11 protein-coding genes and 1 pseudogene are annotated in these 12,139 nt (G+C 74.6%); 6 read left to right on the top strand and 6 right to left on the bottom strand.

Annotation, left to right across the window (positions count from 1 at the left end):
* From groL to ACFU0Y_RS13565, 3 genes are all read left to right on the top strand, one after another.
* Positions 1 to 1,357 (top strand): chaperonin GroEL (gene groL, locus ACFU0Y_RS13575; protein WP_380215058.1); only part of this gene is annotated, 1,357 nt, incomplete at its 5' end.
* A gap of 152 nt (positions 1,358 to 1,509) precedes the next feature.
* Positions 1,510 to 2,208: an MgtC/SapB family protein gene (locus ACFU0Y_RS13570; protein WP_380215057.1), complete on the top strand. Its 699-nt coding sequence runs from the start codon at positions 1,510 to 1,512 to the stop codon at positions 2,206 to 2,208.
* 69 nt (positions 2,209 to 2,277) lie between these two features.
* The gene (locus ACFU0Y_RS13565; protein WP_380215056.1) at positions 2,278 to 3,240 is read left to right on the top strand and encodes an RNase H family protein; all 963 of its coding nucleotides are present in this window, start codon (positions 2,278 to 2,280) and stop codon (positions 3,238 to 3,240) included.
* A gap of 9 nt (positions 3,241 to 3,249) precedes the next feature.
* On the opposite strand, the gene ACFU0Y_RS13560 is transcribed toward ACFU0Y_RS13565, so the two are convergent.
* From ACFU0Y_RS13560 to ACFU0Y_RS13540, 5 genes are read right to left on the bottom strand one after another with little or no spacing between them, the layout of a single operon-like run.
* Positions 3,250 to 4,716, bottom strand: coding sequence for a sensor histidine kinase (locus ACFU0Y_RS13560; RefSeq protein WP_380215055.1), 1,467 nt, complete (start codon positions 4,714 to 4,716; stop codon positions 3,250 to 3,252).
* A gap of 12 nt (positions 4,717 to 4,728) precedes the next feature.
* Entirely contained in the window at positions 4,729 to 5,451 is a 723-nt protein-coding gene (locus ACFU0Y_RS13555) for a response regulator transcription factor (protein ID WP_380215054.1), read from the bottom strand.
* Positions 5,452 to 5,487: 36 nt separating this feature from the next.
* A complete protein-coding gene (locus tag ACFU0Y_RS13550; protein ID WP_380215053.1) occupies positions 5,488 to 7,164 on the bottom strand; it encodes a DNA repair helicase XPB in 1,677 nt (558 codons plus the stop codon).
* Positions 7,152 to 9,278, bottom strand: a complete 2,127-nt coding sequence (locus ACFU0Y_RS13545; RefSeq protein WP_380215052.1) for a helicase-associated domain-containing protein — start codon at positions 9,276 to 9,278, stop codon at positions 7,152 to 7,154. Before ACFU0Y_RS13545 ends, ACFU0Y_RS13550 begins: the two co-directional genes overlap by 13 nt.
* Before the next feature lie 3 nt (positions 9,279 to 9,281).
* The gene (locus tag ACFU0Y_RS13540) at positions 9,282 to 9,539 is read right to left on the bottom strand and encodes a hypothetical protein (RefSeq protein WP_380215051.1); all 258 of its coding nucleotides are present in this window, start codon (positions 9,537 to 9,539) and stop codon (positions 9,282 to 9,284) included.
* A 153-nt stretch (positions 9,540 to 9,692) separates the two neighbouring features.
* Between ACFU0Y_RS13540 and ACFU0Y_RS13535 the strand changes: the two genes are divergently transcribed.
* The 3 genes from ACFU0Y_RS13535 to ACFU0Y_RS13525 all read left to right on the top strand — a co-directional run bounded on the left by ACFU0Y_RS13535 (position 9,693) and on the right by ACFU0Y_RS13525 (position 11,967).
* Positions 9,693 to 10,076 (top strand): cold-shock protein, encoded by a 384-nt coding sequence (locus ACFU0Y_RS13535; protein WP_380215050.1) that lies wholly within the window; start codon positions 9,693 to 9,695, stop codon positions 10,074 to 10,076.
* A gap of 80 nt (positions 10,077 to 10,156) precedes the next feature.
* Positions 10,157 to 10,681, top strand: coding sequence for a DUF3027 domain-containing protein (locus ACFU0Y_RS13530; protein WP_380215049.1), 525 nt, complete (start codon positions 10,157 to 10,159; stop codon positions 10,679 to 10,681).
* 53 nt (positions 10,682 to 10,734) lie between these two features.
* Positions 10,735 to 11,967, top strand: coding sequence for an MFS transporter (locus ACFU0Y_RS13525; RefSeq protein WP_380215048.1), 1,233 nt, complete (start codon positions 10,735 to 10,737; stop codon positions 11,965 to 11,967).
* On the opposite strand, the pseudogene ACFU0Y_RS13520 reads toward ACFU0Y_RS13525, so the two are convergent.
* Positions 11,964 to 12,139 (bottom strand): annotated as a pseudogene (locus tag ACFU0Y_RS13520) (phosphoserine transaminase); the annotation flags it as partial. The gene ACFU0Y_RS13525 and the pseudogene ACFU0Y_RS13520 sit on opposite strands and share 4 nt — an antisense overlap.

The following is a 12,139-nucleotide window of genomic DNA, read 5'->3' as shown; positions in this document are numbered from 1 at the left end:
CGTGCTCGCCCAGGCGCTCGTCAAGGAGGGCCTGCGCAACGTGGCCGCCGGCGCCGACCCGCTGAGCCTCAAGCGCGGCATCGAGAAGGCCGTCGCCGCGGTCACCGAGGAGCTGCTGGCCTCCGCCAAGGAGGTCGAGACCGAGGAGCAGATCGCCGCCACGGCGTCGATCTCCGCCGGCGACCCCGAGATCGGCCGCCTCATCGCCCAGGCGATGGAGAAGGTCGGCAAGGAGGGCGTGATCACGGTCGAGGAGTCCAACACCTTCGGGCTGGACCTCGAGCTGACCGAGGGCATGCGCTTCGACAAGGGCTACCTGTCCGGGTACTTCGTCACCGACGCCGACCGCCAGGAGGCCGTCCTCGAGGATCCCTACATCCTCGTGGTCAACTCCAAGATCTCCGCGGTCAAGGACCTGGTCCCCGTGCTCGAGAAGGTCATGCAGGCCGGCAAGCCGCTGCTGATCATCGCCGAGGACGTCGAGGGCGAGGCCCTGGCCCTGCTGGTGCTCAACAAGATGCGCGGCTCCATCAAGTCCGTGGCCGTCAAGGCCCCCGGCTTCGGCGACCGCCGCAAGGCGCAGCTGGCCGACATCGCCATCCTCACCGGTGGCCAGGTCATCACCGAGGAGGTCGGACTCTCCCTCGAGACCGCCACCGTGGACCTGCTGGGCCAGGCCCGCAAGGTCGTCGTGACCAAGGACGAGACCACCATCGTCGACGGCGCCGGCACCGCCGAGGAGATCGAGGGCCGCGTGGCCCAGATCCGCGCCGAGATCAACAACTCGGACTCGGACTACGACCGCGAGAAGCTGCAGGAGCGGCTGGCCAAGCTGGCCGGCGGCGTGGCCGTCCTCAAGGCCGGTGCCGCCACCGAGGTCGAGCTCAAGGAGCGCAAGCACCGCATCGAGGACGCCGTGCGCAACGCGAAGGCCGCTGTGGAGGAGGGCATCGTCGCCGGCGGCGGCGTGGCCCTGATCCAGGCCGGCCAGAAGGCGTTCGACAAGCTGCAGCTCACGGGTGACGAGGCCACCGGCGCGAACATCGTCAAGGTCGCCATCGACGCCCCGCTCAAGCAGATCGCCATCAACTCCGGCCTCGAGGCCGGCGTGGTCGTGGACAAGGTCCGCGGGCTGGCCATGGGCCACGGCCTCAACGCCGCCACCGGCGAGTACGAGGACCTGATGGCCGCGGGCATCAACGACCCGGTCAAGGTCACCCGCTCCGCGCTGCAGAACGCGGCGTCCATCGCCGGGCTGTTCCTCACCACTGAGGCCGTCGTGGCCGACAAGCCGGAGCCCGCGGGTGCCGGCGCCGGTGCCGACGACGGCATGGGCGGCATGGGCGGCATGATGTGATCGACGGCTGATCCGTCGAGCGTGCCCGGCACGCATCCGGCACGGGCCGGGCACCTCGCGGAGGTGCCCGGCCCGTCGTCGTCCCCGCCCCCGGTGCCCCCGGTGCCGGAAGTGGTGTTCAATCAGGAGGACCAGCTGCCGGAGGAGGCGTCGTGGGCGTCGTCGTGTGGGACGCGGTCCCCGTCCAGATCGCACTCGTGCTGATCGCCTTCGGGCTCACGTCCCTGGTGGGCCTCGAGCGGCGCCTGCGGCGCAAGAGCGCCGGGCTGCGCACCCATGCCCTGGTCGGCACCGGGTCGGCGGTGTTCACCCTCGTCTCGGCCTACGGCTTCGGCGCCCTGCCCGGCATCGGCGCCGGTCCCGATCCCTCCCGGGTGGCGGCCCAGGTCATCACGGGCATCGGCTTCCTCGGCGCGGGCGTGATCTTCACCAACCGGGACGTGGTGCACGGACTCACCACGGCCGCGAGCATCTGGCTCTCCGCCGCCATCGGCATGGCCTGCGGGGCCGGGCTGGTGCCGCTCGCCGTCGTCGCCACGGGCCTGCACTTCTTCTCCGCGCTCCTGCTGACCCCGCTCTCCCGGCGTCTGCCCCGCATGCTGGCGCCCCAGGGCCTCCGGCTGCGCTACGAGGACGGGCACGGGGTGCTGCGCGAGGTCCTGACCGTGGTCGACGAGCTGCAGCTCAGCGCCTCCGTGGTCTCGAGCCGGATGCTCGAGGGGGCCGAGGTGGAGCTGCTGCTGCGGGTCGACGGGAAGACGGACCTGCGCACTGCGGCGGTGCAGCTGTCGAAGGTCGCCGGGGTGCTCTCGGTCGCCCAGCAGCAGCTCGAGCAGGTGCCCGGCGACTGAGCCCGCGGCGCGGCGGCGCCGTGCCGGGCCGTGGCGTCCGGGTCCGGGAGGCCGTGAAAAGATGGGTCCATGACGATCACTGCTGCCGCCGACGGCTCCGCCCTGGGCAACCCCGGCCCCGCGGGATGGGCCTGGTACATCGACGACGACACCTGGCGGGCCGGCGGGTGGCCGCACGGGACGAACAACATGGGCGAGCTCAAGGCCGTCCTGGACCTGCTCGAGGCCACGGCACACCGCCCCGACGAGCCCCTGCGGGTGCTGTGCGACAGCCAGTACGTCATCAACTCCATCACGAAGTGGATGCCCGGCTGGAAGAAGAAGGGCTGGAAGAAGCGGGACGGCAAGCCCGTCCTCAACGTGGAGCTCATGAAGGCCCTGGACGCCGCGATGGCGGGCCGGGACGTGCACTTCGAGTGGGTCAAGGGCCACGCCGGCCACGAGCTCAACGAGGCCGCCGACGTCCGCGCCCGGGCGGTGGCCACCGCGTTCCAGACCGGACGTCCCGCCCCCGAGGGGCCGGGCTTCGACGGCGCGGGACCCCGCGGCACCGCCGCGCCGGCGGGCGCCGGGAGGCCGGTGGCCGTCCGGGAGCCGGAGGCCCCCGAGGACCGCCACGATCCCGACCTGCTGAGCGAGCTGCTCGCCCACGAGGAGGAGCTGGCCCGCGGCCGGACGGCGGGGGAGACCGTCCAGGCGCTCGAGCGGGAGCTGCTCCGCCCCGAGGTCCGGGCGGACCCGGGACGGCTGGGCCAGCTGCTGCACGAGGCCTTCACCGAGGTCGGGGCCTCGGGCACGTGGTGCTCCCGGGCGGACGTCCTCGACCGGCTGCCCCGCGAACCGGCGCTCGGTGCGGTGGACGTGCACGTGCTCGAGGCCACGGAGCTCGGGCCGGCGGCCGTGCACCTCGTCTACCGGCTCACGGCCGGGGACCGCACGAGCCTGCGCAGCTCCCTGTGGATCCGGGAGGACTCCCGCAACGAGCTGGGCCCCTGGCAGCTGCGCTTCCACCAGGGCACCGACGAGTCCTGACGGAGCCGCTCACACCTCGGGGGCGTCGTCGGCGGGCTCGATGCCCGGCACGCGCACGGTCATCGTGGCCCCGCCGCCCGGGGTCTCGGTGAGCCGCACGGTGCCGTCGTGCTGCTGGACGATGGCGGCCACGATGGACAGCCCCAGCCCCGTGCCGCCGGTCTCCCGCGTGCGGGAGGAGTCCGCCCGGTAGAAGCGCTCGAAGACGCGCTCCGCGTCCTCGCCGTGGATGCCCGGGCCGTGGTCGCGCACCTGCAGGACGGCGTTGAACGAGTCGTCGACCGAGCCCTCCACGCCCACCGCGATCTCGATCGGGGTCCCGTCCGGGGTGTAGCGCAGCGCGTTGGTCACGAGGTTCGCCACGACCTGGCGCAGCCGGAACTCGTCGCCGTGCACCCACGCCGAGACCGGTCCGCCGCCGTGCAGGCCCTCCACCCCGATCCGCCGGTCGGGGGCGGAGGCGCGGGCGTCCCCGGCCGCGTCGAACGCGAGGTGCAGCAGGTCCACGTCGACGTTCTCGGCGGGCCGCCGCTCGTCGAGGCGCGCCAGCATCAGGAGGTCCTCCACGAGCTGCGTCATCCGCTTCGCCTCGGACTCGATCCGGGACATCGCCCCGGCCACGTCCTCGGGCTCCTGCAGGGCGCCGTGCCGGTAGAGCTCCGAGTAGCCGCGGATGGTCACCAGGGGAGTGCGCAGCTCGTGGGAGGCGTCGGCCACGAACCGCCGCAGCTTCGTCTCGGAGCGGGTGCGGGCGTCGAAGGCGTCCTCGATGTGTCCGAGCATCGCGTTGAGCGACGCCGAGAGCTGACCGATCTCGGTCTGCCGGTTGTAGCCCTCCATGCGCTGGGAGAGGTCGCCCTCCGCGATCCGGGCGGCGGTCTGCTCCACGCGGTGCAGGGGCGCGAACGCCCGGGTGACGAGGACCCAGCCCACCGCCATGGCGGCGAACAGGGTCGCCACGCCGAAGCTCAGCGTCAGGAGCGTCACCGCGCTCAGCATCGAGTTCATGTCGTCGAGCGGCTCGGCGACCGCCACCACGAGGTTCAGCCGCTCCGTCTCGGCCGCGACCACCCGCCACCGGCGGTCCGGGGCGCCCACGGAGCCCACGGTGGTCGGCTCGAAGGGGTTCTGCCGCACGTGGTCGAGGTCGACCTGCGACAGGTCCGGCCGCCGCTCCAGCACGCCCTCCGGGGTGTGCACCGCCTCGGCGAGCATCTCGCCCTCGGCGTCGAGCAGGAACCCGGCGTGCGGCACCTGGGCGCCCTGCGAGCCGCCCATGTCGGCCACCAGGACCGCGGACACCGTCTGCACGGAGTCCCGCAGGCCGCGGTCGATGTCGTTCAGGAGCGAGGTGCGCAGCACCGAGATCGCCACGAAGCTCGTCACCAGGATGGACAGCGCCAGGAGCAGGCCCGTGAGCACCATGAGCTGCGAGCGCAGCGAGGCCGAGCGCCACCGGGAGGACAGGGTGTGCATCCCGGGCCCGGGTCAGTGGTTCTTGTGCTGGGACCGCAGGAGGTACCCGACGCCGCGCTTGGTGTGGATCAGCGGCGGCAGCTCCGGGTCGTTGTCGATCTTCCGGCGCAGGTAGGAGATGTAGGACTCCACGATCGAGGCGTCCCCGTTGAAGTCGTACTCCCACACGTGGTCGAGGATCTGCGCCTTGGACAGCACCCGGTTCGGGTTGAGCATGAGATAGCGCAGCAGCTTGAACTCGGTGGGGGACAGGTCGATCTCGCGCTCGCCCCGGAACACCTCGTGCGCGTCGTCGTCGAGGACCAGGTCGTCCACGCGCAGCCGGGAGTCGTCCTCCTCGGCGGGCTGGGTGCGGCGCAGGACCGCGCGGATGCGGGCGACCACCTCGTCGAGGCTGAAGGGCTTGGTGACGTAGTCGTCACCGCCCACGGTCAGTCCCGTGACCTTGTCCTCGGTCTCGTCCTTGGCGGTCAGGAAGAGGATGGGGAAGTGCCGGCCGGACGCACGGAGCTTGCGGGTCACGGTGAAGCCGTCCATGTCCGGCAGCATGACGTCGAGCACGGCGAGGTCCGGGTCCTCGGACTCCGCCTTGGCGAGGGCGTCACGGCCGTTGGCGGCGGTGACCACCTCGAAGCCGGCGAAGCGCAGGGACGTGGCCAGCAGCTCGAGGATGTTGGGCTCGTCGTCGACGACGAGCAGTTTCGCTTCGGGGTTGTCGTTCTTCACGCCGCCCATTTTCTCGGAACACCCTGAACGCCGCCTGAACGGCGTTCACCGATCCTCGGGGAGTTCGCCGGGGGCCTCGACGGCGGCGGCGTCGACGATCCGATAGGCGTAGCCCTGCTCCGCGAGGAAGCGACGGCGCCGGGCCGCGTAGTCGGCGTCCACGGTGTCGCGGGCCACCACGGTGTAGAAGGTCGCCGGGCGGCCGTCGTGCTTGGGCCGCAGCAGCCGGCCCAGGCGTTGCGCCTCCTCCTGGCGCGAGCCGAAGGCCCCTGAGACCTGCACCGCGACCGAGGCCTCCGGCAGGTCCACCGAGAAGTTCGCGACCTTGGAGACCACGAGCACCGGCAGCTCCCCGGCCCGGAACGCGGCGAAGAGCTTCTCCCGCCGGGCCGTGCCGGTGCTGCCGTTGAGCACCGGGGCGGCCAGCAGCGCGCCCAGCTCGTCGAGCTGGTCCAGGAACTGCCCGATCACGAGCACCGGCTCCCCGCGGTGGCGGGCCACGAGCCGGGCCACGACGTCGAGCTTGTGCGCGGAGGACGAGGCGAGGCGGTGCCGGTCGGCGTCCTCCGCGGAGGCGTAGGCCATCCGGTCCGCGAGGGGGAGCTCCACCCGGACCTCGACGCAGTCGGCGGGGGCGATGTGGCCCTGGGCCTCGATCTCCCGCCACGGCGCGTCGTAGCGCTTCGGGCCGATGAGGGAGAACACCTCGCCCTCGCGGTGGTCCTCGCGCACCAGGGTGGCCGTCAGGCCCAACCGGCGCCGCGCCTGCAGCTCGGCGGTCATCCGGAACACGGGGGCGGGCAGCAGGTGCACCTCGTCGTAGACGATCAGCCCCCAGTCGTGGCCGTCGAGCAGCTCGAGGTGCGGGTGGATCCCGCCACGGCGCGCCGTCAGCACCTGGTAGGTGGCGATCGTCACCGGGCGGACCTCCTTGACGGTCCCGGAGTACTCGCCGATCTCGTCCTCCGTCAGGGTGGTCCGGCGCAGCAGCTCGGCCTTCCACTGCCGCGCCGAGACCGTGCTCGTGACCAGCACGAGCGTCGTCGTCGAGCTCGCGGCCATCACCCCGGCGCCGACCAGCGTCTTGCCGGCACCGCAGGGCAGGACGACGACGCCGCTGCCGCCCGCCCAGAAGTTCTCCACCGCGTGGCGCTGGTACGGGCGCAGCGCCCACGCCTCGCCCGTGACGCCGTCCGTCTCCGTCAGGGCGATCGGGTGGGGGGTCCCGTCCACGTAGCCGGCCCGGTCCTCGGCGGGCCACCCCACGGTGAGCAGCAGCTGCTTGAGCTGACCGCGGGCGCTCGCGTGCACCACCGTGGTGGCGCCGTCGATGCGGGGCCCGAGCAGCGGGGCGATCTTCCGGTGCCGGGCGATCTCCTCCAGCACGGGGGCGTCGGAACTGCGCAGCACGAGACCGTGCACGGGGTCCTTCTCCAGCACCAGGCGGCCGTAGCGGGACATCGTCTCGTCGATGTCCAGCAGCAGGGCGTGCGGCACCGGGAAGCGGGAGCGGGTGAGCAGGACGTCGAGCACCTGCTCGGCGTCCAGGCCGGCGGCCCGGGCGTTCCACAGCCCCAGCGGCGTGATGCGGTAGGTGTGCACGTGCTCGGGGGCGCGCTCGAGCTCGGCGAAGGCCGCGAGCTCGCGCCGGGCGGCGTCGGCGTCCTCGTGGTCGAGCTCGAGCAGCACGGTCCGGTCGCTCTGGACGATCAGGGGTCCCACGGGGCGGCTCCTCCGCTGTCGGTCGGGTCGTCGGCAGGGGCGTCGGCAAGGTCGTCGCCCGGGTGCCGCGCACGGTCCCGCCCGGTGAGCCGGTCCACCAGGACCTGGATCTCCGCGGCGGAGGGGACGGGCAGGCGCGGCGCGGGCACCTCGAGCAGCAGGGTCGGGTCGGCGGCCGGCTCCGGCGGGGCGTCCTCGGCGGGGGCGACGTCGAGCGCGGGCTCCGTGCCCGTGGCCCGGACGGCGGCCGCGAGCTGCCGGAGCCCGCCCGCCCGGCCGTCCGGCGCCCGGCGCCGGTCGGACGCCTCCTCGCCGGCGTCGACCACGAGCACGCCCGGGGCGGGCCGGCGCAGCCGGCGCCCCGCGAGGCCGGGGGAGCCGGCGAGCGCCTCCAGCAGCGCGTCCTCGCCGGTGAGCACCCAGTCCGCCCTGGTGATCCGGATCCGTCCGTGCGCCCGGCCGACCTCCTCGACCAGGTATGCCAGGGCCTGCGGCACGGGGCCCCGGCTGTGCTCCTCGAGCCACGCCAGGATCGAGGACGGTGTCCAGCCGGCGTCGAGCGCCCGGTGCAGGGAGCGCTCGCCGAAGCGGTGCCGCGGGACGGGGCCGTGGCCCTCCGGCTCCGCCAGCCGGTCCAGGGCACGGGCCACGTCGGGCGCGAGGTAGCCGGTGGCCGTCGCCGTGAGGTCGCTCTGCAGCACCACCGTCCGCGCGGGTGCGGGCAGCCACCCGGTCACGGCGCGGACGGCGTCCTCGGGCCGGTCCTCGACGAGGGCCCGGCCGGGCTCCGTGAGGGCGTCGGCGCCCAGCAGCCCGAGCTCGGCGGCCTCCGTCAGCATGCCCGGGCCCCACCGGACCAGGGCGCGGGCCAGGCGCGGGCGCCGCCAGCGGGCGAGGGCCAGGACGTCCTCGGGTCCGTGGCCCCCCGGTGCGCGCCCGGCCAGCTCGGTGTGGGCGGCCAGCAGGGTCCGGCGCACCACCGGGGCCTCCGGGGCGTGCGTGCCGCGGGTCAGGACCCCGACGACCGTGCCGTCCGCGAGGGGCAGCCCCACCGCGGAGGGGACGACGTCGGAGGCCAGCCACGACCGCACCAGGTGCCACCACTGGTCGGGGCGCGCGGCGTCCTCGAAGGGCGCCGGCGCGGGGCGCCAGGACGAGGTGTCCGGGTCCAGCCGCACGAGCCCGGACAGCTCGCCCAGGCCGAGGAGCCGGACGAGCTCGGGGTGCTCGATCCCCAGGGCGGAGCGCAGCCGGCGGAGCTCGCGCACGCCGATCCCGCCCGCCCGCAGGGTGGTCAGCGGCCGGGCCCGCAGCTCGGCGCGCAGGGCGGCGGTCCGGCGCAGCAGCTGCTCGACCGCGGCGGCGGCGGCGTTGTCCCGCAGCCGCCCGGGCACGCGGGCGGCGGGTGGGGCGGGCGGCTCCGGGGAGGTCGCGGTCCAGGGACCGGGGCCGCGCAGGAGCAGGCCGACCTCCCGGGGGAGCTCCACGTGCCGGGCGTCCACGGGCAGCAGGACGCCGTGGGCCAGGAGCCAGTCGACCGGCCGGGAGTCCGCATCGGCGGCCGGGTCGGTCCGGCGCAGCGCGTCCGGCAGGGATCCCACGGGCCGGGAGCGGAAGCGTTCCAGGACCGCCCGCACGGAGGCGGGCCACCGGGCGAGCTCCTCGGCGGTCCAGGCCGGGCTCCCGGCTCCCGGCGCGGGCGGCGCCTCGCCGCGCAGCCGGGCGGCCAGGGCGGCGAGCACCGGCTGCGGGCGGCCGAGTCCCGCCGGGTAGCGGCCGAGGGCCTCGGCCAGCCCGGGCACCAGGCGCAGCGCCTCGCCGTCCCGGTGGGCGAGGGCCAGGCGGTGCAGGCGGTCCCAGGGCGGACCGGCCGGCAGACGGGCCGCGGAGTCGTCCGACGGGCCCAGCACCACGGCGCGCTCGACCGCGTCCAGCTCGGGCCGGGACAGGCAGTCGAGGGCCCGGCGCAGCCCGGCCCGGGACAGCAGGTTCTCGGCGAGGTCCTCGACGGAGTCCGTGCCCGGGCGCGCGGCGTCGGGCCGGGCGGTGAGCAGCTCGCCCAGCTCGGCGGGCGAGCGGGACGCGAGATCCCGGAGCAGTCCGTCCGGGAGCACGGCTCAGGCCCGTCGTCGGCGCAGCAGGGAGCGCACGAGGACCGCGCAGAACAGCAGGAACGCCACCGGGAACGCGAACCACGGGATCACCGTGAGCCCGTCCCAGGGGTCCGCGCCGGCGGCCTTGAGCACGAGCAGCAGGGCGAGGCACACGGCGCACACCAGGCCGAGCACGACCGCGGCGAGGCCGAGGACGTCGAACCCGGGTCGCCGGGCGCTGCGGTTCGCGGGCGCGGCCGCACGGTCGTCGGAAGCAGGCATGGCTCCAGGGTACCGAGCGCAACGGTGTGCCGGTGACCGCGCCCCGGCGGCCCTCGCCCGCGGGGCAGGGCTAGAATGGGAGGTTCCACAGGGTGGCCCGGCGGCAGGACCGACGGGCCACCCCTCCACGAACACGAGGACGAGGGAGACAGCGTGCCCACCGGCAAGGTCAAGTGGTTCGATGCGAAGAAGGGCTTCGGCTTCCTGGCGGCCGACGACGGCCAGGAAGTGTTCCTGCCCTCCTCGGCGCTGCCCTCCGGTGCCACCTCGGTGAAGCCGGGCACCCGGATGGAGTTCGGGGTGGCCCAGGGGCGGCGCGGCGCGCAGGCGCTGTCCGCCCGGATCCTCGACCGGGCCCCGTCGGTGGCGAAGAACGTCCGCAAGCCCGCCGAGGAGATGGCGGTCATCACGGAGGACCTCATCAAGCTGCTCGACGAGATGTCCAACGGGCTGCACCGGGGCCGCTACCCGGACTCCGCGCACGGTCGGAAGATCGCCGCGATCCTGCGCACGGTCGCCGACAACCTCGACGTCTGAGGCCGCCGGGCCGTCGCGCCCACCGATCCCGAGCACCCACCGCCGGCAGCCGCCGGCGCCCACCCCGAGGGAGACCAGCAGTGACCGAGGAGACCGTCCAGGACGCGCCCGCCGAGGCGGCGCCGCCGGCGCCCGAGCCGGCGGCCCCGGCGGCGGCGCCCCGCCGCCGGCGGACCCCGAAGCAGGACCCCCTGCTCGTGGCCGACGTGGCCACGGCCCGCGCCGGGGTGGAGCAGATCGCGGAGCCGGCGCAGATCGGCACCGGTCACCGCGTGACGGTGGAGGAGGACCGGCTGGTCGTCCACCACTTCGAGTGCACGCTGCCCGGGTACCGGGGCTGGAACTGGTTCGCGAGCCTGGCCCGCGCCCCGCGCAGCAAGGCGGTGACCGTCTGCGAGGTCGGCCTGCTGCCGGGTGACGACGCCCTGCTGGCGCCCGAGTGGGTCCCGTGGTCAGCCCGCGTGAGCCCCGAGGAGAAGGCCCAGGAGGAGCAGGACCGGGCCGAGGACGAGGCCGCGGAGAACGCCGCCGTCGGCGGACCCACGGGCTCCGGGGACGGCGCTGCGGACGGCGCCGTCGCACCCGCGGAGGGCGAGGGGTCCTGACCGCTCCGCCGGGGACCGCGGCGACGGAGGAGGCCCCCGAGCCCGCGCGCGGGATGTTCCGGTCCTTCCGGTTCCGCAACTACCGGCTGTGGTTCCTGGGCGCGCTCGTGTCCAACATCGGCACGTGGATGCAGCGCACCGCCCAGTCGTGGCTGGTCTTCGACGAGCTCTCCGACCACGACGCCACCGCCATGGGCGTGGTGACGGCCCTGCAGTTCCTGCCCCAGCTCTTCCTCGCGCCCTGGGCCGGAGTGCTCGCGGACCGGCTCGACCGGCGGCGCCTGCTGCTGTGGACGCAGAGCGCCATGGCGGTGCTGGCGGCCGGTCTGGGGGCCCTGGTCCTGGCCGACGCCGCCACGCTGTGGCACGTCTACGGCTTCGCCCTCGCCCTGGGCGTCGTCTCGACGCTCGACGCCCCCGTGCGCCAGACCTTCGTCTCGGAGATGGTCGACGACGCCTACCTCTCCAACGCCGTGGCCCTGAACGCGACGTCCTTCAACGCCGCGCGGATGATCGGGCCCGCCGTGGCCGGTGTGCTCGTGGCCTCGATCGGATCGGGCTGGGTCTTCCTCCTCAACACGCTGACCTTCGGCGCCATGCTCGCCGCCGTCCTGGCGATCCGCACCGACGGGCTGCGCGGGATGCCGCGCTCGGGCCGGGGACGGGGCCAGATCCGGGAGGGACTGGCCTACGTGGGCGGCCGGCCCGACATCGTGGCGGTGCTCGTCACCATCTTCCTCATCGGCACCTTCGGCCTGAACTTCGCGGTGTTCCTGGCCGCCATGGCCGGCCCCGAGTTCGGCCGGGGCTCGGAGACCTTCGGGCTGCTGAACTCCGTGCTGGCGGTCGGCACGGTGGCGGGGGCGCTGCTCTCGGCCCGGCGCCGCAGCGCCCGGCTGCGCTACGTCTACGGGGGCAGTGCGGTCTTCGCCCTCAGCTGCCTCGGAGCGGCGACGGCACCCACCCTGCCGCTGTTCGCGCTGTGGCTCGTCCCCTGCGGGCTGTCCTCGCTGACCATCATGACCACCGCCAACGCGTACGTGCAGTCCACCACCTCGCCGGTGATGCGCGGGCGCGTGATGAGCCTCTACATGGCGATCTTCATGGGCGGCACCCCGATCGGGGCGCCGGTGGTCGGCTGGATCACCGACGCCCTCGGCGCGCGCTGGGGCATGGGCGTCGCCGTGGCGGCCGGTCTCGGCGGGGCCCTCGTGGGGTTCGTCGTGTGGCTCCGGCTGCGCGCGGAGCGCTCGCCGGCCGGGGATCCCGGCCGGCGCTCCGGCTAGCCCCCGGACCGCCCGCCGAGCCGGTCGACGACGTGGTCGACGCAGGCCAGGAGCCGGGCGACGTCGTCGGGCTCGACGGAGACGAACGTGGCGATCCGCAGCTGGTTGCGGCCGAGCTTGCGGTAGGGCTCGACGTCGACGACGCCGTGGGCGCGCAGGACCGCCGCGACGG

This window comes from Kocuria sp. NPDC057446 (assembly GCF_042802875.1).
In the GTDB taxonomy this organism is placed as follows: domain Bacteria; phylum Actinomycetota; class Actinomycetes; order Actinomycetales; family Micrococcaceae; genus Kocuria.
The sequence above is the reverse complement of the archived record's forward strand: the minus strand, read 5'-3'. Positions and strand labels throughout refer to the sequence as shown.